Here is a 20,881-nt window from a genome sequence, read left to right on the forward strand (position 1 = left end):
AAACTCAGTATATTGTATAAAAGTCGGTCAACTTTAGGAGGTTTGGTTTCTCGTCTGAATTACGCAACAAAGCCTCTCACCGGAATCTATTGCTATTTAACCCCAAGCTTCAAACTCATTAGGCTTTACGTGTTTTATTTTTAATCTAACGTTGGGATCCAGAGCTGTTTCAGTTCCCAATTCACAGTAGTACTCAACAGCATTTTCATCTTCAATCATGTCAACGAAGCTAGCAACGACACTCAACCGTCCACCACCTCTAGTCAATGAAAAGTACGCATTCTTGTTTTCATTTACTTCAAATTTCAAAGGAATGAATTCAGGTTCTTCAAGAGAAATATCTATCCATTTATAGTTATCTAAACTCTTCCCCTTTCGTGGGGCATAAACTGTTTTCAACCCATTTTCGTCAACAACGAAGTACATCGAATTCTCAGCTTGATTAAAGCAAGCTTTCAAACTGCCACCTTTATTTTCTAAATCACACGTAAATATGACAGAATTTTGGTTGCAGCTTGCACTTACAAAATTTGAAAACGACACAATAAATGAAAACCCGACCATCACAATTGATTTATAAATTTCATTGAATTTAAGCATTTCAACTACATTAAAAATAAAAACAATATATTCACTTTATATTAAAATAGTCTTCATCAGGGAATTTTTCGTTGGTTTTGTTAGTACTATACTTTCCATTATATGGATTAATCGTCAGTTCTTCACCATTATTATCAAACTTAAACTGCCTTCCATCAAACTCTCCCTTTATCCTTAAACTTACTCTACCTTCAATAATCTCAACATATTCATATCTTGATGAAAAACTATTCCAGCAAACATCTCGCCTATGTTCGTCATAATTAGCAGAAAAAACTATTGTAGAAGAACAATAATTCTCTTCTCCATTTCTATTCCAATACAAAATCCTATCTTTAGGTATGTTCATATTAAAATTATCTCTCTGGAAAATGTAAGACAACACGCCAGTATAATTATTATTAGCGTTTTTTATTATTTTACTATTATCTCTGTCCAATAATGTATGATCGATAATATCAAAACCATAATCGTAAATGTCATAACTAAGGTTCAAACTACCAATCTCTTTTGGAACTTCTTTTTTTTCTGTGTCAAAAATAAAGTATGCTTCGCTATTTATATTACCATTAGTCAAGTCAACCAAATAAAGCTCTTCATTCAATTTAATTAAATCGCTTGTGCCACATGAGTCAAAAAAGCTAAAATCATATGAAGTTCCATTTGCTTTTAGAGAATATTGACAAAAAGGCCCCTCAGCCTCTGTGAATTTTTGCTCTTGCGTAATACTGCTTTCCGCAAAAGAATATGTTGATAAAAAGATTAAACTAAATGTAATCATTTTATTCATTTATCATTAACTCCAGCTTGTGATGTACACTCTTACTTCTTTTATAGTAATTTTTATTGATCATTGAACTATCCTTAAGATAAAACTTACTAAAGTCATAGTTATCGGATATTGAATTACAATTAATCAACTTTGAAAGTTTTAATAAGTTATTTTTTCTCTCTAACAAATGATTGTAACCACCATTTACTGAGATCGTTACACGAAATAGATCATTCTTGGTAGCGAATGGACGAATATCTCCCCAAGCACTACCTTTTACCCAAAACCACCCTGAAGAATCTACTGCCGTGTGTAAATCTTTAGCAACGCTTTCTATCATTTCTTTTGTAAGATCTTTAGTATTCACACCAAAGTATTTAGCATAGTTTTCTATATGTGTTATCTGTAATAAACCACGTCCATGATAGAATGCACCACCTCTGTACTTATTCCATTTCTCTGGATATTTCCCGTTATAATAGTACTCTTCCGTCGTTTTGAAAAAATCACTTTCTTGAAATGCTTGAGACAGAAAGTGGATTTTATTCAAACAATCATCGATTTCATACGTCCTAAACATGTCATTCAAGCTATTTAATAACTCATCTAAAGAAACATTTCTCATACTGTCATAATGAGAGTTCTCAAAAATAGTTTCTTTTCCACCTAAGACTTCAAGTAAAAAACTCTTGGAAATATCACGATTACAGAAACATTTACTTTGGGTGTGATTTCCTACAAAAGGCCAATAATGCCAAAGGCTCTTATCATCGCTTAGTTGCAAATCACCTTGTAAATCTTGCATCCATGAGAACTTATCTGCTCTTTCCAGTTCGAATTGCGAGAAAAGATCAAAGCTATCCATCACTTGATCGCGCCATGGGGAGTTACGGTAGTCCTCTATAGTCACAAAACCAGCGGAGCACTTAATATCTAGAGCTTCCTTTGCGGTCTGATGGATTGATTCATAAAGACTTTGTGACGACTCTGTATGCCAATCTGTAGGATGTTTCACAATAAATCGCTCAAAGTGTTTACGCTTACCGTCTAAGTATACTTTGGCATCGCGAGCAGTGAACGAGGAGAAGTCCGTTACTTGATCTTCTGTCACAGATTCAAGTAATTGCTGAATAAACGAATTACTCATATCAACGGCACCGCTACTATCGGCCCCATCGAGAACAACAAGTGGATTTTCTTCCGCATTTTTGGGAGAAATCTGTTTTTTGAAAAATTCGGGCGGCTCCTCAAAAGAGAACATCTCGATATGCACACGATTATCTTCTTTCTTAGTTCCAATTGCATCGTTACTGTACTCATGCAGTCCCATGTAACCGATATCTTCCCCAGCTGAAACCTTTATCCCCTCTCTAAATAGGAGTGGGAGTAAAGAAACCACACTACCGTCCCTAATCATTGCCGCCTTGTCCGACATCCATTTAGGTTCTGAAACTGGTTCTGATAGGACAGCAGAGGAATCTTCTAAAATGTCAAAGTCACTATTGAGACCCGAAGCAAACCAAACAATCTTGTTTAACAGTGCTTTTTCGCTACCACTTGCCGATTTACCATTCTCTACCACACGACACTTTATCATTTTGTAGGTATTTTTGTCGATCTGGTATGGATGGGTCTCCTTCTCTTCTGCATACAGGTATTCAAGTAATGTTCCTTTAGACATCGACTGTTTTTTTTCACCAGAATTAGTAGGCACATCACTATGTTTGAAAGTGCGTACATTTCTCGCTTCTTGTAAACGGTAACGCGTGGTTATAGATGAATTGGCGCCAATATCTGAAGGTGGCGCAAGGTGCATATAAAGTGTATAGAACTTAAATACATCTTCATTATCTTCGGGGTTTACAGCCTCATGCTCGATAAGCACAAAGTTATTACTATACTTAAACTCTTGCTCTTGGTACGTTGATGTTAGGTAATCAGGATTTATGCGAAATGCCACTATTTTTCCATCAAGCATCGCTTGAATAGGTCTGAGCCCTTTCCCCCACGGTAACATTTTTGATGTTAAGTGAATGCCACTATGCCAACCGTACCCTTGTCCTATTAAATAACGACCGCTCTTAGCTTGATCAAACAATTTCGTAAAATCACTGAGCGTGTAGTAAGCGTCACCTTCTCGTTGCGCTATCGGAAAAACTGCATCCATGATTTAAATGTCCTAGTCAGAAAAGTTATCGTCAAAAGTGACAAATGATGGGCGGTTCAAGTTGTTTGACTTCGTGTACACCACCGCATTAACCCTACCTAAATTAGTAGCAAAGCTAGATTGGCTCGCTATGTTAACGGTACTCCCAAGGGCCATTGCCGATATAGAAATTAGGGTGTCATTTTTGGTTTCGAAAATTTGGCTAATGACGTCAGGAAGTGCTTTTTTGAAGTGGTTAAGTGCTTTTTTATAACCGTTTATACCCTCTTCAACAGAACTCAACGATCTTGCAGAAGCTTGGCTTTGTATGAAATCTAAACGACCGATGATTTCACTGTTTAGCTCATCGATGTATGAACAGATTTGATTATTTATCAACGTCCATAAAACAAACTGCAAATACTTCACAGTATTCCCAGTCCCTAAAAAGCGAAGCTTCGCTAATAATTCATAGGGAGGCTCAAACACATCAGCTTGATATAAGACTCTCAATATATCGCCATTTTCGTGTACTTGCTCCAAGAGCAGTTCAACTAAAGGTTCATATTTCTCTAGCGCAGTAGTATCAGTTTGGATGTGATAAAGTGCCGAAACATAAGCATCAGAAAAATCTTTAGAGTGATTTTGACTAATCGCATAAGGAGACGATATACGGCTTTGCTCTAACACAATATCTTTAAAGTCATCATCACTGAAGGATGGGGACATCAATATGCCCCAGTCATTAGCAACCCCAACACGATCTTCCCAAAATGGCGAGCGGCGACCTGCGACAAACGTACAAAAATCATTCGGATCAGGGTAAGTTTCCGTCACAATATTTTCAGCTAAAGATTGGTTCGGCGTATAAGAGTCTTGAGTTTCGCTGAGCACTAACTTGCATTCTTTTAGAGCGAGACCATTAACAGATGCTTTTCCGCTAGAATCCAGCACTCCACTCCCAATGACAGCACCTGAAGGCTCGACTAAAGAAAATTGTGCATTAGAGTAAGGGAGCCCATTTGGATATTTGCATTCTATATCCAGCGTATACGTCCCTTCCTGCTCTTCAGTCACAGAAACCGATGGGTTTTGTGCGCCACCCAAACACATAGTGTTGGCTTTGTTCATGGTCATTTGATCGGACAGACGACATACGCCCTTACCTTCAAATTTAACCGTTGGTGAGGCTGAAATGAATTTTGCTTCGGCTTCTATCGTGCCTGAGGCAACGCCTTTTCTATCACCGCCCGCATCGCCGGTACTTTTTGAGAACGTACTGCCCTTGATAGCGACACTGTTACCGCCATCCATAGAGACTGTCGTAGTCCCACCAGCAAGGTCTGCTGATTTAGCATTGTTGCCATAAGGGATAGGGACGACTGGTTTGCCGACCTTAGTTAAACAAACATCTGGGAGCGTTGCATTCGCTTCACCACCTGAGCCTTTATGAACTATCGAAAGTCCATTCGCACCAACTGTTACGCCCATAACCAATCCATTTGAATTTTATTGATTGAATGATAAAAGAGATCGCAAACTGCAATCTCTCTAAATAACTAGTGAATTTCACTAAAAGACCAGTGATATTCACAACAAGCCCTAAAACTGGCAGAAGATCTCATTTTAGATCTCTGGTTATCTATACATTTCAAGCAGTTGCTGAAATTTTAAGTCTATGACGATGTAGGTTGCCGCATACATAAGCGCAAACGTCATCGCACTAAGACTTAAGATCAGCTTGGGTGAAATTACCCTTTTTAACGGCTTCTTTAGATATTTAGCTTTAAGGTTGATTAAAGAAACTTTTTCTTGTTCTGCTAGGCGGTCATCTCGCACTAATCGATAAATGGTGCTGCCAATTTCCGCTAACTTTTCGTTACCACGCTCTTCACGGCCGTACTTGCCTTGGAAACCAAGTTGAAGCAATAAATAGAGAAACTCTATAACGTGACGGTATTTGCGAGGGTCGGCTTTTAAGCGGTCGAGAATAACGAAAAACTTGTCACCACCAGATGTTTCGTTATGGAATTCAGACAGTAAGCTGTTCTGGCTCCAGTGACTATTTGCTCCCCATTCTTGCCGACAAACAGATTCATCAATCGCCGCACACAAGCAGTAACGAATAACAAGAATCGAAGCACGATCGAGCTCCATTTCATTAAGTTTTCGTTCACCTTTTCGAATCTCACGTGCCACTTGTTCACGAAATGGCATCGGGTCATCAAGCCAAGGGATCGAAGACATACAAGACAGACTGGCGATCAACCATGAGAACTGGTCCACTAGCGGGTTAATACCCATGTTATCGATAGATAGATCTTGTACTGCTATGTTTCTCGACAAGTCAGGCGCTGGCATTACCTCCATTGGTTTGCCAGGCTCTGGTTGGAATAAGACTACGGTGACGTCGGTTTCTGCGTAACTCATAGACGAACGGCCCAAAGTTGCAATGATAAGTTAGCGAAATCGCCCGCAACGTGAATCGCAATCGCAGCAGTGTTCTTCAATGCCATCCACTCTTCGCCCGTTTTATCGAGCTCGAAATAGGTGTAGCCAGCGTGATACGGCAGCGCGCGTGGCACAACTGGCATTGGTTTGATCTCAATCCCAGGCAGTTGAAGGTTAATCAAGTCACGTATGTTATCGATAGAACCGATCTTCGTTTGGCTGACAAACTGGGTATGCAGAACATCCAAGGTCACGTCGGCTTTAACTGCGAGGATAAAGGTTGTCGTATCAATGATCTTATTGTCAGGGATTGCTGCCGTTCTGATGCCATAGTTCTGATCTTTTAAGGTCAGTGGAATTGCTCTTTGCTCAGACATCACGCTCAATGTCATTTTCGCACTGTCTAGGACGCGAGAAAGACAGCTAGTAAGATCACCATGATTGTACTTCGTAAACTCAATAGGTCGGCGTGTCGTTGAGCACAGCGTCGAAAGCTCACCCTCTGCCTGAAGAAGAATTCGATACAAAGACTCAGGATGCACAGCTTCTGTGCTGGCGAAATGCCAAAATAAGGGTTCGTATCGGTTGAGCGCTTGCAATAGCATAAAGTCAGAAACCGATGATACGCCTTGTTGATCCACCACCCCTAATCGCTGGACTATCGATTCCGCGCGATGCTTCAACATAGAAGCAAACTCGGTCGCAAATTTACTCAGTACTGTCGACGCATGAATATCGATACAGGTAGGAATGAAACTATCATCTAAGATCACGCTGCCATCAGGCTTCACTTCTGAGATCTTTAAGATCGGAATAGACGTGTAAGCACTCTTATCTTCATGATCGTACATTAAGCAAAAGTTAAGCTTACCGACGACGATATTTGCCATGTCTTCCGAATCATAACAAGCGTCAACCGCTTCTTGAGATTCCATCGTATAGCGCGCACCGTCTTTTTTGGTACCAAATAACTCAGAACGTTCCGATGGTAACGGACAGCACAAATAAACGACTTTATCGGCAATCGAAGGATCTACATCTTTCACTTCAGGCAGCTCAGCAAGCAACGGAAGCTCAAATGGTGTCCGGTCTTGTAAAATACCTTCAGCACGAGTAATACCGATTTTACCCAGTGCTAGTAACTGAGAGTTGATTTCTAAACGTTTAATTCCCCAATGCAAAGGCGATGCATTGGCACTCAGTAGGCTCGATAGTTTACTTTGCGAACGATCGAGTTGTTGAAAATGCTGCGGCTTCATGAACATTCCATCTTGCCAAACAACTGGATTGTATAAAGACATGTTTCTATCCCTTAAAAGTAAACCTGTTCAATGCCGCGAGTGTTATCAGAAATTAACTCACTGCCCTCTAACTTGAGCTTGATGTAGTACTCGCTCTTCTCTTCAATAACTTCCACTTTTCGCCAAGACGAACCATCAATATCACGAAAAGCCACTGAAAAACCGACGGCACGAGTGTCAGGGTCTAGCGTTAGCATTTCATGAACTTTTCCACCTGGCTGTATTTGATATTCGTAACGTTTGATGTACTCATCACCCAACGACGCTTTATCGCTCTCAAACAAGGCAAAGAAATCTAAGCTTCGGAACAATACTGGCGAACTTAATTCGTGAAGACGAAGAATAACTGGAGATGACTGGCCCCCATTTCTCACATTGAGTACAGGTGATGCCTCAATAACCAATTCAATCGACGAAGTTTCTGGTGTGATACCAGTGGACTCTTTAAATTGATCCCACATGGAACAACCGGACAACATGGCAAATCCGAGTAATACGGCGATACTACGCATGGTTTCCCTTAATCACTTTGTTATAGTTTTTCTTAATCAGCCCTTTTAAGGATGTTTCATTAAGCAGGCGACGATTATTAGTGTAGAAATCTAGGTATTCGGCCCACAGCTTTGACTTAGTTGAGAACAAAGACTGGCTAGTGACCCTGTTAGCAAATGCTACGGGATCGTTCGTTTCTGACTGTTCTAAAATGAGCTCATTTAGTGCTTTGTTAAACATAACTTGGTGATCGTTCAGCTCATCGAGCATTTGTTCAACCAGTTCATTTGGAGCCAGTAATTGCTGACTATTCAAAGTGAGCATTAGCTCTGCGATGTTCGAGTTAGCCTCACTCGCACTCTGCTCATCTTTTAACGATTCCACTTCGTGCAACTCTTTCTGTAGGTTATCAATACATAAACGCAAGCAAGTGCCCATTTGCTTGAATAACTGCGCCTCGTTTGTCATCAACTCTGGATTTCGAATACCCAAACCATCAAAAAACGCTTGCGCTATATCTTGAGAGCAAACGGCCGCATCAGTATCGACTTGTGCTTTCGTCGTACTGTTTATCGCGTGCTCTGCCGTAGGTATTTGAAGTTGCTGATTAGTGTTAGGAGAAGGCGTAAAAGATTGGGTCATCTCTTCCCATTTTGACCCTGTATTAGCCTGCTCTACGACCATCTCAGTAACATTATGCGTACGATGTTGTCTTTGAATCGTGCTATCTGGGGCTACTGTGCCTGGTTGCATCACCTCAGCTGAGGCAATATCGGCTCTATGTGCCTTACCGCTTTCTAGCGCTGATGTATCATTGACTGATGCGTTACTCTTGGTTTCCGCAGCCATCCAGTCTTCAGGGATTAGGCTTGGCTGATCGAATTCGGAATATATGCTGAAACTGTCATCGACCACCTGACGTGTGCTTTCCACGGTTCTAGGTTGTTCAGATTCTGTACGCTCATTATCACGAATTAAGTAATCGTCATCTCGCTGCATCGAAAAGTTAAGGTGAGCAACAGGATCATGACAATCAATGTCATCCTGTTTAGTCTCCATAAACAAATCTTCTAAGGCACCGACTTTTTCTTCCTCTTCGACAACCGCATCTCCTAGACTAACCAGAGGATCGCTAGATACTCGCTCAGGAGCAATATCAGCGGCGATGTCTAGTGTTGAGGTAACGTGCTCAAGAGAAACACCAATCTCATATTGCCCTAAAGAAATGATGTCACCATCAACTATCGCAACGGGTTGATTTTTTAGTATTTTATTCCCATTTACCATTGTGCCGTTAGTTGATACGTCACTTATATAGTAGGTATCTCCATACACGCTGAGCAAACAATGAGTGCCCGATATAAAGCGGTTGTGATCGGCTAAAGACACGCTACAGCTTGGGGAACGACCTATCGAACCACCACTTTCAGGCATTTCAATATGCTTTGCACCGGTGTATTCCTCTGGACACTTTGAGATAAATAAAACTAGCTGATTTGAGTACATTTACGAACCTCAAAAGAGCAAAGAAACTGATAGTTCAAGCCCACCAATTCCATCATTTACAACCGGAAGGATATAAGAGGCCTGCGGGATAATTTGTATATGGGCGTCAGGATTACTGCCTAACTTTATAGCAGTACCAAGGGTCACAACCGCACCTAACTCAAACTGGTCGATGTCTTCAACACTCTCATAACGATAGCCCTCTTGGTCTACTTGCCAGCGATTAGAATATTGCGAGTAACCGACAGACAAGCCCGCACCAACGTATGGCGTGAAAACACTCCAAGAAGTCAACGCATATTGAGGAACAACACGAAGTTCATAGTTCGTCGCTTCTTGATATAAGCCGTTTGCTGGCGCTTCAATATCTTCTGCTAGATAGTTTAGCCCTAACCACCAACGCCAACGGTTATTGTTTTCATCAATAGGACGAGTATGAACCAAGCCGAACCTAAGCGTATCCTGCTCACCACTTTTACCTTCATCGTATTTAATGCTATCGATAGTCAACATACTGGTAGAGAGTCCATATCGCTCCCCTTTTGCCATTGCAACAGAAGAAAATAGACACATGGCTGAAATCAGCCCAATTTGACTTGGTTTTAGCATTTCGTCCCTCTAGGAAAACCGATATTCTACTTAGAGGCGAAAGATATCAATTATATTCTCTTTTTCAATAAGCCTAAAAAAACACCTATAATTTAATACATTTCAACTATCAGGTTGGTTGTTTTACCTACAAACAAAAACTAAAGAACCGACTACAGATTAAGTGACGAGACAGTAAATCTTTCTATTTAAATAGAAGTCACAGAATTTGATTGCTAATTGAACAAACCGTAATCTCCGATAACAATTTAGTTACTTTTTAATCAACGTTCTCATCTTCATATATAAGTTTCTTCTTATAAATAGACTTAACTATTGATATTAATATTATGAACAAAGATCACACTAAAAGTAATTTAATTTCTTTTAATGAATTTTTATTATCTAATCCGCTTATTTTGTCTATAGAATTGCGGCAGATGTGCACTGCTTATAATTTAATATAACAGTAGTGAAATCCTATATAACTTAATACTTCTATATGATCAGTTGGAACTTTCTTTATGTTTTTTACCGACTTCGCTCGAAGACCAATCGATGAAAATAACCCAAGCGGCTCTAATCCTAATGGTTCTGAGGATTTTGACGAAATTAAACGTCAAATAAACAACCTGAATAAAGTCACAGGGAGAGTCTCGTGGAAAACGGTTCAAACACTCTCAAAAAAGATCTTGAGTACCCAAGCGAAAGACCTACGTTGTTGCTGTTACTTTACCGTTGCGTCAACCTATAACGACGGCTTAAGAGGCCTTGTTGAAGGGTTAAACTCAATACTTGATGTGTGTGTCGTATATTGGTTCAACGCGTATCCAGAGCATTCAAAGTCAAAGGCACGAATGAGCGCTATTGAATGGATGGTAGAGCATACTGAAAAACGAATTAATAAGCATCGGGCGTTACCAGAAGAGCTTCCATTGATAGAGGCAGCACATCAATTATGCTTGAGGATTGAGGAAGAGCTTCGTCTTCATTACGGTATTGAAGCGCCGTCATTAGGTCGCATTCGCCGTATTTTGAATCAATGGATTGAGCAGATAAAAGAACAACAAATTGCGGCTGAGTTACGCGAAAAAAAACAAGCCAACACTAGCGCTCCTGCAGCAACGCAGAAGGCACCTGAAATTAAAGTGAATGTGTCTCCCTCTCCGGCACCGGTGTCATCACCCAACCTAAATAGCCAAGAGAAAGCATCACCGGCAAAGTCTGGTCGATTTATGATCTACTTCGTTATTGGTTTGATTGTTACTGCGATATGTTCACATTTCATGTACGAGCAACAACGTTATCGAACATTGGAACAAAAAATTAATCAAGCTTCACTTAATGAACTTGTAAATTTGGTCGCCTCGTTAGATTACGAAAATAAAAAATATGCTCAGTCATTGAAAACGCAGGCCATTAATCGTGTCGATATTATGATGAATAACTGGTTTTTAGACTCGGCAAAAGTAAGTAACGTCAGCGAGCTCGATAGCTTGACCAATGAATTAATCGCAATCTATCCGGATTCGTCTTCTGCACAGCAGCTACGTCAAAACTTTTTGACACAGAGCGCCCATTTAGAGGACCAGTTTATGGATGTTTATAAGCGATTCTCAGACGCAAGAACGGTGTTTGCCAACGTAGCTAGACAGAATGTAGATAAGAACTCTGAAAAGGCGTACGAATACAGTAACTCGTTATTCCCGCTTTTAGGTCGTATTGAATACGCTGAAAAGTATTCACAGCAAAAGGAAATTGACCGCGCAACCCTTTTACTGAACATCTACCTATATAAATTGAGTCAGCTACAAGCTGAAAAAACTGACAATAAATAACAATACAATTAAAGAAGTTTTAGGCTTATGTTCAAACAAAAACTGTTTAGAAATCCAGTGGTGATTTCTACTATATTGATGTTTTTAGTGGCTGCAATTATCACCACTATTTATCTGCTTTTTCTTGACGAAATCGATCAACTTTATCTTTGGCTGACCCTTGGTGTTATCGCCATGGTTTACGTCACTTTTCAATTCACATTATGGTTGAAGAAAAAGAACAACGCTAAAGCTCAACATTTGGAAACCGAGGAAGAAGCACTTTCTATGGTTATCCAGCCTCTTCTTGCTAACTCAGGCAAGAAACCAATTTACCTGATGCTTGGTAATAAAGGGTCAGGGCGACGTCAATTTTTATTTAATTCTAGTGCAATTAAACCGATGGATCGCACTAGAATCGCTAAGAATGACTTTTTTGAATGGTACGAATCTGACAGCGCTGTATACATCAAACCAGACCAACGCTTAGTGTTCCAGGAAGTATCAAGCAGTGATGCTTCTTTATGGAATACGTTCATTGAAGAAGTTATTCATCATCGACCTAGAAAGCCATTTTCTGGGTGTCTATTCTTCATCGATTTCGAGTTCATGATCGTCTCTGAACCAGAACAAAAAGAGTACACCATTTCGTCGTTATTGGCGCGCTTGAGTACCATCAACTCTAAAACGTCTTCAGCATTGCCAATCTATTTGATTATGTCAAAGCTAGACAAGTTAGATGGCTTTAAAGAATACATGCACTTTAGCTCTCTCAAGACACGTGTTGAGTTCCTCTCTATCCCACTAAAAGAAGCCAAAGGTGTATTTGCAGAGTACTACCGCGATAGCTATCGAAATCTAGTGAGAGTGCTTGAAAGTAATGCGCTAGATGCATCCGCTAATTCAACGGACATTGATGAGAAACAAGCAATACTCGCTTTCCCTAAGCAGTTTGAGCTATGTCAATCTGAAGTCAGCTATGTGCTTGAGCGTCTATGTGATGTTAACAACGGTGTCTATTCACTAGACATCCGTGAGATTTTCTTTAGTTCGAGTCTGCAAGGCGGTCGCAAGTACAATTTACTTGCAAAAAGTTGTAGTAATTACTTCAACTTACCTATTATCGCGTCAGAGCATACTCAGTTAACAGAAACGCCTTATTTCTCTCGCTTTCTGATTGATTCACAAATATTGCCGGAAAGCGACTTTGCGGGCGAAAACAAGACGTATCTTCGTCTAATTCAGAGACAAAGCCGTTTGGCAATACTCGGCTCCATTATCCTGCTTACTGGGGGCAGTTACTTCTTTTTCACGACATTAGACAGTAACTTACATGTGATGAATCAACTCTTGAGTATCGATGACAAATCACAAGTAGAGCAAGATGCAAAATTCAATGAGCTTTTAGCGAAGGCGACGAAAGCAATAGAGCCTTCTTATGGGGCGTGGCTTAAAGGTTCTAAGGCTTTGGATGAAGAGATATTACCACTCAACATTAGCCGTTTGGATCAAAGCACTCGCATCGCTTACGAAGCATTACTTAAGGACGTTGCTCAACAGTTGATACCTCTCATTGAGAAAGGTTACCGTCTACAACTGACACAAAATCAAAACACTTTTACACGCGCTTTACCTCTATTGAAGGGGTATCTAATGCTAAACGATCCAACAAAGCGTGATATCCGTTTTTTGCGTCATCAAACTCTCCAAATGATGAACGATTTAAGCAACCAAAGTGACGTCGTCAATCAGGCGATGCGCTATTTGGACGCTTACTTTCGCACGCAGTTTGATCCAATTGATATCAATATGGATCTTGTTCGCGCAACACGTCGCTCATTGCTAGCAAATTCGAATGTTGATCTCGTTTATGCAGGCATTTTAAACGAAGCAAATTCGATTGATTTAGGAACCCTAGATCTGCAACGAGCTGTGGGTTTTGAGTTTAGCAATGTATTCAACACACCAATCGATAGTGAACGCTTGATCGTAGATAAGATCTATACCTCCACTGGTTTTAGTACTTTTTATCGACCACGCGTGGACCTAATGTCACAACAAGTCATCAGTGACAACTGGGTTTTAGGTCTGTCACAACACGTTATTCCTACTAGTGAAGAACAAGAAGCCTTCAAAGAGGAAGTACGTAAAAAATATACTGACGACTACATCAGTAATTGGCGCAATGCGCTGAGTGAACTAAAAGTCCAGAACTATGACAATGTCGGCGATCTAACGAACGCGATAGACTTAATCTCGGGTCCTTCTTCACCAATGACAACCGTACTGAAGCAGGTCTATGCCAACACACAATTTTCACCCGTTGGTGAAAAAAATGCTCTGATTTCAAAGCTAGACCCGAAACTCGTGGCAGCGGCAGACTCCGCATCAGACGCAGTAGAGGAAGTAGTTAAGCCTGATTACTTGTTAATGAAACGTGTTGAACAAGCTTTTCACTTATTAAACCAACTTCAGGTCAGTGAAACACCAAACTCCCCTACTCCTTGGGATGAGACCGTAGCAGCGTTAAGCCGTGTTCGCACGTATATGAAAGACATTGCTGATGCACCTGACCCGCAAATGGCGGCGCTAGCGGCAGCTCAGCATCGAATGAACAGCAGTGAAGCTGACCCATTAATCAAACTTAAACAGATTGCCCAAAAATCACCGGAACCCGTTCGTAGCTGGTTGTTAGATGTGGTTCAACAAAGCTGGTCAGTCATGATTAAAGAGTCCGCTAAAGGCATTCAAACCCAATGGTACAGCGAGATTTACACCAAGTTTAAAGAGATAGGGCTGGGACGATACCCATTTGATCTAACAGCGACCGAGGAAATCTCAATTGAAGATTTTGAATTACTGTTTGCTTCAGGTGGCTTGTTAGACACATTTATTCAGAAAAATTTTGCACCGTTCTACGATACCAATTTGTGGACGCCAAAACAGGTGGATGGCGAGACGATGCCAATCTCTCCGGCTCTGTTAGTGCAACTGCGTAACTATAACGTTATTCGAGACACATTAATTAATAAAAGCACTAACCGCGTTCATATTCCGTTTAGTGCAAGAGTACTCGATCTTGATTCTAGTGCGATTAGAGCGAGCTTAAAAATTGCAGATACCAATATAAGTTACTACCACGGTCCAAGCCGCATTCGTGAAATGGCATGGCCACCGCAAAATGGTGACTTCAATATTAGTATCACACTCCAGGATGTAACCGATGAAGGCAGACAGCACGTTTTAAATAAGAGTGGTCAATGGGCGATATACAGATTGCTAGGTGACTCGACCTTGACAAACACTCATAACGGCAGCTTTGTCAGTGACATAAAAGTGTCAGGGAGGGACTTGAGCTTACGCATCACTCCGTTGACACAGAAAAACCCATTCACTCTTGCTGAGCTGTATAACTTTACGCTCCCAGAGTCGATTTAATAACAATATAAAAACAAAATAGGCAGAACACATGATTTCAAACATGACTTTACAAGGTTTAGATAAATTAGATCGAAAAATACTTTCAAGTCTATTATCGAATGGGCGAGAGTCGATTGCGAATCTATCCCGAAACATTGGTTTGTCTCGAACAGCAGTAGCAGAAAGAATTAATCGTTTAGAAAAGACCGGTATTATCAAAGGCTATACCGCACAGATTCGTGTAGAAAATGAAGGGCGAAAAGCCGCTAGTTATCTACTGATCTCTTGTGAAAAGGGTAAGAAGAATGATGTAACGAATGCACTTAAAGAAATCCCTGAGGTTCGCTTAACGAGCGTTGTTGGTGGCAACTTTGATATTATTGCCCTAATTGAAGCGCCCGACCTGCAGTCTATTCATCATCTTTGTAATGAAATTGAATCATTTAACGGCATTCAAAGGCTTGATACTACCGTTGTACTGCATCAGCCGATCAGTCGTTAAGCTTTTCTGACCTCTTTGAGGAAAACATAAAGGGCCGCTCGTTGAGCGGCTTTCTTATATGCTTCCGATAAGTCGAATTTTGGCGTCTTTATCACCTGGGTTGCCAAGCCAGAAGGTTTGACCTAGTTGGTTCCCTTCTCCATTACCCAGTTTGTTTTCTGGAATACTGTCTAAGTTAACTGTCAACTTTAGGTCCCACGACATTGGGTCACGCAGAATAAAGCGCATCAAGCCCACCAGCGTCTTATGTAACTCACCATCGTAGGAAAACTGCTTAAACGTTTCAAAATCGATGTTGTCGATACACAAGTTAAACTTGCCGTTCAAATCCGCAATGCTTTGTCCCAAGTGTAAGCTTTGCCCCAATACACAATTGGAGCGGTTGAGTTTGTTGCGTTGGCTTTCTGCAATCTCGACCCGCCGATAAACCCATTCTTCGATTCGCACATTCGGCAGTGAAAAGTAGTGTGAAACAATACCGGAAATAAGCTTAGGTGAACGTGTACGCGTAGATAACTGGTTCACGTAAGACAGAACTTTCGCTCGATCTAACTCCGCGACTTCGCAATCTTGCATAACGCTAGAGAGACCAGCCAAATGCAGTATGCGCCCAGAAAACGCATCGCTTGCCCCGCTTTTGTACTGCACGTGATATCGGTATTTCTTCCAAACACGATACAGTAAGCTTGTATAGCGGTTGTGGAAAAAGTCGAAGAAATCCTTCACTGGGTTATCATCGGGATCACGACCGACGATTTTCTCAGTGTAAGACGCAGGTAGGGGCGAGCTTGAACCATGCAAGCCAAGAAAGTTCGTCTCAATACGTGAATATTGCTGTCCGTTTCTTTCCATATGAGTAATAAAATCCATATCACTCTTTGGAAAGCACAGGTTTGGCGACACGCTGAACTCAATTCGCTCTTGATGGAAGTATTTGTTCTCGCCCACGGCAACAAAGTTTGAGTTTGGCTCCAGCTGGTAGTGTTTCTCTAACAGCAACACCGCTTGGTAGAAACTAAACTCATTCGACTTATCAGAAAGTGTATTAATCATAGTATTGTCTGCTGCCCGATTAGGCTTGCCCAGTTGTAAACCTCGCCCGTCGCTTCATCGAACACCTCTAGTTCGGTAAAGGAGTTCACACTCGAATACAAACGGATAAATTCATTCAATACCGTGGCCATAAGGAACATATCGCCTTCATTTACGAAGAACTTAGAGTCCGTCACGAGCTTGAATTGGTTACCACGCACAGATACACCACGAAATACGCGATCGATTGGTTTCATCTCTGAAGAAATAATGCCATCAAGTCGATGAATCGACGCGCGGTGGGCTTGTCTATCGATTCGAGAGTGGAAGTCGTAAGTCGAGAGCAACACTTTCAACACATCGATATTGGCCAAAGACAAGTAGTTGAGCGACATGTTGGCAATCAACTGCCATTGAAGTTCACCATTAACCTGAGGACTTACTGACTGTGTTGGCTTAGTAATGTTTTTAAACGTCGCATACGTTGGCGATTTGTGCGTCGCGTAAGTGATGTCTCCTACTGACAGGCGCTCCGCTAAGTCCGCGTTACTGCATTGCAGCTTCATCAATACTGTTTCAGTCCCTAAATCCGCAATGTCGCCATTGTGAGTATGGAATGAGATATAGCGCTCTAACCCTCTTCCGCTTACTCGCTCGCCCACTTTGGATTTGTAGAACTCTCGCTTATCACGCTGGTTGATTTGGTGCTCAAACGATTCAAATTCAATCAGTGGTTTTCGGCGACGCTCCTCTTTACTCCAACTCTCCACTTGCTCAATGGAATAAACCTCGTAATGCTCCTGAGTGTTACTTTGTGGACGCACCTTGTACTCGTTTCGTCGATGCTCTAAACGGATTGGATCGCCGTCTTTTTCAAACAAGTTAACCGCAGGTGTGCAGTGCAACCTTAAGTGTTTATCTTTAAGTACCACTTCTGAAGGCAAAGCACGCTTAAAGTGGAATTTGATTTTGACCGTGCTGCGTTGCGGAATGCCTTTTAGCCACTCTAAGCCTTTAATGTCGAAGAACATGAACTTATCTGGCAAAGAGAAGAATTCTTGCAGCAAACGGTAGCCTGCAAAGGAATTTTTGCTGTAAGGCAACAGCGCCTCGTCCTCTTCATGCCCGACTGGCTTAACGTATTCTGGCCCTAAACGATGTTTGTAGCCGCCACCAACATCCAACTCGACGTAATCTAGATAACGGAACAGCCATAAGAAGACAGTGCGAGTAATATGAATCTCACCATGCAGGTGCAAACGCAACGTATCTAAACCGATACGAGACAGCTCAAGGCCATGCTCCGTCGATAACGTCACATCAATCATCGAGCTGGTGCGGCTGTTAGTTTGTTCAATGTTAGTAATCGTAATTGGGTATAGATTGACGTCATAACAAGTACGGAACAAACACTGCGTGCCTTCTACCTGTTCGCTGGCCATTTCCGCACCACGTTTCACCACGGTTTTCTCAGTAACACTTCCGGTATGCGGTTTTAGTTCGCTAATACACAAAGACGGAATCGAACGCATGTAATGTGGCCACAGCAAAGTCATCAGAGATTGCGTAAGCTCAGGCAGTTCATCGTCAATCTTTTCGCGGATGCGTCCGGTCAAAAAAGCAAAACCTTCCAGCAATCGTTCGACATCTGGATCAAAAGTTCCTTCAGAGAGAAAGTGAGTTAACTTCGGATGATATTTGGCAAACTCACTACCCGACTCGCGTAAATACGTGAGTTCATCTTGAAAGTATTTACTGTTACTCAAGTGGCACCTACTAAACGTTAAATTGGCCGTCGGTTCCCATGTAGACATCGATCGACATTGGGACTTTACCGCCGTTATGGGAAACTTCGCCGCGAATACCAAAGCCGAGTTGTAATGGATTATGGTGGTCTTCACGGTAATGAACCTCGACATTAAGCAGTCGGGGCTCAAAGCGTTCTATGGTTGACGTGATGTTTTTTTGAATATGGCGAACGAGGTTTGTGTTGTTAGAAAGTACGTCGTTAAAATCTGGCAGACCATACTCATTGTCGATCATTGCGTTGCCGGAGTGCGTATTCAACAAGTCAGCGAGATGCGAGTGAATGGATTCAATCAAATGCTTATGAGACACCACTTTCTCGTAGCAGTTTTTTGGTTCTCCTAGCTCGATCCGCTCTAAAAGACGGTAACCTTTTTCCATATGCGGTCCTACGAAAAAAGCAGCCAGTCTTCACTGGCTGCTTGATGGTTTCAGTAATGGGTTATTGGTCTAGCTTACCAACTAGAGACAAGTCGAAGCTTGCGCCCATGTACTTGAAGTGAGGACGTACAGACATCGATACTTTGTACCAGCCTGGATCGCCTTCTACGTCTGATACTTCAACCTTCGCAGCGCGAAGTGGGCGGCGACCACGAACTTCCGCTGGCGGGTTCTCCTGGTCAGAAACGTATTGACGAATCCACTTGTTCAATTCGATTTCTAGGTCAGAACGCTCTTTCCAAGAACCAATTTGCTCACGCTGTAGCACTTTGATGTAGTGCGCTAAACGGTTGATAATGAACATGTAAGGAAGCTGAGTACCTAGCTTGTAATTCATCTCGGCTTGTTTGCCTTCCGGCGTGTTCGCAAACACTTTTGGTTTTTGAACAGAGTTTGCAGAGAAGAACGCCGCGTTGTCAGAACCTTTACGCATGGTTAGCGCAATGAAGCCTTCTTCCGCTAGCTCGTACTCACGACGGTCAGAAACCAGGATCTCGGTTGGGATCTTAGTCTCGATTTGACCCATAGCTTCAAAGTTGTAAACCGGTAGATCTTGTACAGTACCACCGCTTTGAGGACCAATAATGTTCGGACACCAACGGTACTTAGCAAATGATTCACTGATCTTAGACGCCATCGCGTACGCTGAGTTACCCCATAGGTAGTTATCATGGCTGTCTGTCACTTGCTCATCGTAGTCAAACGCCTTAATTGGGTTATCTTCAACAGAGTAAGGCGTACGTAGCATAAAGCGAGATGTACATAGACCTAAATAACGTGCATCTTCGTGCTCACGCAGACCACGCCATTTCGCGTACTGTGGGCCTTCGAATACAGACTTCAGATCTTTTAGGTTTGGCAGCTCTTCGTAGCTGTCTAGGCCAAAGAATTTAGCCGATGCCGACGTTATGAATGGTGCGTGAGACATTGCACCTACGTTCGCCATATATTCCATCAGTTTGATGTCAGGCGACGAGGCAGACATAGCGTAATCACAAATGACTGCGCCAACAGGTTTACCACCGAACTGGCCGTATTCACGTGTGTAGATTTGCTTGTACAGGCCAGACTTCACCACCTCTGGAGCGTCTTCGAAGTCATCAAGAACTTCGTCTTTCTTCGCAGAGATCAGTTCGATTTGAATGTTCTCGCGGAAGTCAGTGTGATCAACCAGGTACTTAAGGCCACGCCACGTTGATTCAATCGCTTGAACTTCTTCGTTGTGAAGAATTGCATCAACTTGCTTAGACAATTTTTGGTCGATTTCAGAGATCATCAGATCAACCAGAGATTGGTCGACTTTCTCTGTGTTCGAACTGCTTAGTAGCTCACTGATGAATGCTTCTACGCCGCGTTTTGCAACGTCAAAACCTTCATCACTTGGCTTTAAACGTGTTTCGTTAAGAATGCTATCCAGAAGTGAGCCTGATTCAACTAAGGCTGCTTCTTGTTCTGGCGCTTGTGCTTCTGCAGACATGATATCCCTTACTCTTCTTTCGCGTCTTGGTCGTTGCCAATGCTTAGTTCATCCAACAGTTTCTTTCTCGCTTCTTCATCTTGAAGAACCGATGCGATCTTCTTACGGAACGCAGGAACATTTCCTAGAGGACCTTTAAGTGCAACCAAGGCTTCGCGAAGCTCAAGTAGGCTGTTTAGTTCAGGTACACTTTTCGCGATCGCTTCAGGAGAGAAGTCCTTCATGTTTTGGAACGTCAGATCAACACCAATCTGGCCGCCTTCTTCATCAGAAAGACGGTTTTCAACGTTGACTTTAACGTTTGGAGACATGCCCTCTAGCACTTCGTTAAAGTTGTCTTTGTCGATGTTAATTGGAGTACGTTCTTCAATTGGTGTCTCATCTGCACGCGCAGTAAAGTCGCCAACTACCATCATGCTTAGCGGCAGCTCTACGTCTTCTTGCGTATCGCCAGTTGCTGGAACATAACGGATATTAATTCGCTCTTTAGGAGCCACCGAGCCGTCACGTGACATAATTCGTTCCTTATC

16 protein-coding genes and 1 pseudogene are annotated in these 20,881 nt (G+C 41.9%); 3 read left to right on the plus strand and 14 right to left on the minus strand.

What is annotated here, in order from left to right; genetic code table 11:
• Positions 1-96 precede the first annotated feature (96 nt).
• The 9 genes and pseudogenes from R7041_RS08125 to R7041_RS08165 form a co-directional block, all read right to left on the minus strand.
• Entirely contained in the window at positions 97-600 is a 504-nt protein-coding gene (locus tag R7041_RS08125; RefSeq protein WP_005373343.1) for a hypothetical protein, read from the minus strand.
• A 31-nt stretch (positions 601-631) separates the two neighbouring features.
• Complete coding sequence (locus R7041_RS08130) at positions 632-1,390, minus strand: hypothetical protein (protein WP_005386126.1); 759 nt, start codon at positions 1,388-1,390, stop codon at positions 632-634.
• On the minus strand, positions 1,383-3,539 hold the full coding sequence (locus R7041_RS08135) for a hypothetical protein (protein WP_005386124.1): 2,157 nt from the start codon (positions 3,537-3,539) through the stop codon (positions 1,383-1,385). The genes R7041_RS08130 and R7041_RS08135 overlap by 8 nt, the downstream gene beginning before the upstream one ends.
• 1,022 nt (positions 3,540-4,561) lie before the next feature.
• Positions 4,562-5,009, minus strand: a pseudogene (locus tag R7041_RS22715) (DUF4150 domain-containing protein); the annotation flags it as partial.
• 147 nt (positions 5,010-5,156) lie between these two features.
• Positions 5,157-5,948, minus strand: coding sequence for a type IVB secretion system protein IcmH/DotU (gene icmH / locus R7041_RS08145; protein WP_064369332.1), 792 nt, complete (start codon positions 5,946-5,948; stop codon positions 5,157-5,159).
• Positions 5,945-7,270 (minus strand): type VI secretion system baseplate subunit TssK, encoded by a 1,326-nt coding sequence (tssK, locus tag R7041_RS08150; protein ID WP_005373357.1) that lies wholly within the window; start codon positions 7,268-7,270, stop codon positions 5,945-5,947. Before tssK ends, icmH begins: the two co-directional genes overlap by 4 nt.
• Before the next feature lie 11 nt (positions 7,271-7,281).
• On the minus strand, positions 7,282-7,782 hold the full coding sequence (tssJ, locus tag R7041_RS08155; protein WP_005386118.1) for a type VI secretion system lipoprotein TssJ: 501 nt from the start codon (positions 7,780-7,782) through the stop codon (positions 7,282-7,284).
• Positions 7,775-9,268, minus strand: a complete 1,494-nt coding sequence (locus R7041_RS08160; RefSeq protein ID WP_064369333.1) for a type VI secretion system-associated FHA domain protein — start codon at positions 9,266-9,268, stop codon at positions 7,775-7,777. The genes tssJ and R7041_RS08160 overlap by 8 nt, the downstream gene beginning before the upstream one ends.
• 9 nt (positions 9,269-9,277) lie before the next feature.
• The gene (locus R7041_RS08165) at positions 9,278-9,877 is read right to left on the minus strand and encodes a hypothetical protein (RefSeq protein ID WP_017633753.1); all 600 of its coding nucleotides are present in this window, start codon (positions 9,875-9,877) and stop codon (positions 9,278-9,280) included.
• A gap of 503 nt (positions 9,878-10,380) precedes the next feature.
• On the opposite strand from R7041_RS08165, the gene R7041_RS08170 reads away from it, so the two are divergent.
• From R7041_RS08170 to R7041_RS08180, 3 genes are read left to right on the plus strand one after another with little or no spacing between them, the layout of a single operon-like run.
• Positions 10,381-11,694 (plus strand): type VI secretion system ImpA family N-terminal domain-containing protein, encoded by a 1,314-nt coding sequence (locus tag R7041_RS08170; protein ID WP_005386112.1) that lies wholly within the window; start codon positions 10,381-10,383, stop codon positions 11,692-11,694.
• 27 nt (positions 11,695-11,721) lie between these two features.
• On the plus strand, positions 11,722-15,111 hold the full coding sequence (gene tssM, locus R7041_RS08175) for a type VI secretion system membrane subunit TssM (RefSeq protein WP_064369334.1): 3,390 nt from the start codon (positions 11,722-11,724) through the stop codon (positions 15,109-15,111).
• A 31-nt stretch (positions 15,112-15,142) separates the two neighbouring features.
• Positions 15,143-15,595: an Lrp/AsnC family transcriptional regulator gene (locus R7041_RS08180; protein ID WP_005373369.1), complete on the plus strand. Its 453-nt coding sequence runs from the start codon at positions 15,143-15,145 to the stop codon at positions 15,593-15,595.
• A gap of 54 nt (positions 15,596-15,649) precedes the next feature.
• Here R7041_RS08180 and tssG read toward each other — a convergent pair whose 3' ends face one another.
• From tssG to tssB, 5 genes are all read right to left on the minus strand, one after another.
• Entirely contained in the window at positions 15,650-16,648 is a 999-nt protein-coding gene (gene tssG / locus R7041_RS08185; protein ID WP_206949694.1) for a type VI secretion system baseplate subunit TssG, read from the minus strand.
• Complete coding sequence (gene tssF, locus R7041_RS08190) at positions 16,645-18,393, minus strand: type VI secretion system baseplate subunit TssF (protein ID WP_054865526.1); 1,749 nt, start codon at positions 18,391-18,393, stop codon at positions 16,645-16,647. Before tssF ends, tssG begins: the two co-directional genes overlap by 4 nt.
• Positions 18,394-18,403: 10 nt before the next feature.
• On the minus strand, positions 18,404-18,814 hold the full coding sequence (gene tssE, locus R7041_RS08195; protein WP_005373376.1) for a type VI secretion system baseplate subunit TssE: 411 nt from the start codon (positions 18,812-18,814) through the stop codon (positions 18,404-18,406).
• 61 nt (positions 18,815-18,875) lie between these two features.
• Positions 18,876-20,351, minus strand: a complete 1,476-nt coding sequence (gene tssC / locus R7041_RS08200; protein ID WP_005373378.1) for a type VI secretion system contractile sheath large subunit — start codon at positions 20,349-20,351, stop codon at positions 18,876-18,878.
• Positions 20,352-20,359: 8 nt separating this feature from the next.
• Positions 20,360-20,866 carry a type VI secretion system contractile sheath small subunit gene (gene tssB, locus R7041_RS08205; RefSeq protein WP_005373381.1) on the minus strand — a complete coding sequence of 169 codons (507 nt, stop codon included), beginning with the start codon at positions 20,864-20,866 and terminating at the stop codon, positions 20,360-20,362.
• Positions 20,867-20,881 lie beyond the last annotated feature (15 nt).

It is taken from the genome of Vibrio sp. 1751 (assembly GCF_033339895.1).
Taxonomy (GTDB): Bacteria; Pseudomonadota; Gammaproteobacteria; order Enterobacterales; family Vibrionaceae; genus Vibrio; species Vibrio alginolyticus.

Coding starts and splice junctions, on each gene's coding strand:
- R7041_RS08125 (WP_005373343.1), bottom strand. CDS start 600: ATGCTTAAATTCAATGAAATTTATAAATCAATTGTGATGGTCGGGTTT.
- R7041_RS08130 (WP_005386126.1), bottom strand. CDS start 1,390: ATGAATAAAATGATTACATTTAGTTTAATCTTTTTATCAACATATTCT.
- R7041_RS08135 (WP_005386124.1), bottom strand. CDS start 3,539: ATGGATGCAGTTTTTCCGATAGCGCAACGAGAAGGTGACGCTTACTAC.
- icmH (WP_064369332.1), bottom strand. CDS start 5,948: ATGAGTTACGCAGAAACCGACGTCACCGTAGTCTTATTCCAACCAGAG.
- tssK (WP_005373357.1), bottom strand. CDS start 7,270: ATGTCTTTATACAATCCAGTTGTTTGGCAAGATGGAATGTTCATGAAG.
- tssJ (WP_005386118.1), bottom strand. CDS start 7,782: ATGCGTAGTATCGCCGTATTACTCGGATTTGCCATGTTGTCCGGTTGT.
- R7041_RS08160 (WP_064369333.1), bottom strand. CDS start 9,268: ATGTACTCAAATCAGCTAGTTTTATTTATCTCAAAGTGTCCAGAGGAA.
- R7041_RS08165 (WP_017633753.1), bottom strand. CDS start 9,877: ATGCTAAAACCAAGTCAAATTGGGCTGATTTCAGCCATGTGTCTATTT.
- R7041_RS08170 (WP_005386112.1), top strand. CDS start 10,381: ATGTTTTTTACCGACTTCGCTCGAAGACCAATCGATGAAAATAACCCA.
- tssM (WP_064369334.1), top strand. CDS start 11,722: ATGTTCAAACAAAAACTGTTTAGAAATCCAGTGGTGATTTCTACTATA.
- R7041_RS08180 (WP_005373369.1), top strand. CDS start 15,143: ATGATTTCAAACATGACTTTACAAGGTTTAGATAAATTAGATCGAAAA.
- tssG (WP_206949694.1), bottom strand. CDS start 16,648: ATGATTAATACACTTTCTGATAAGTCGAATGAGTTTAGTTTCTACCAA.
- tssE (WP_005373376.1), bottom strand. CDS start 18,814: ATGGAAAAAGGTTACCGTCTTTTAGAGCGGATCGAGCTAGGAGAACCA.
- tssC (WP_005373378.1), bottom strand. CDS start 20,351: ATGTCTGCAGAAGCACAAGCGCCAGAACAAGAAGCAGCCTTAGTTGAA.
- tssB (WP_005373381.1), bottom strand. CDS start 20,866: ATGTCACGTGACGGCTCGGTGGCTCCTAAAGAGCGAATTAATATCCGT.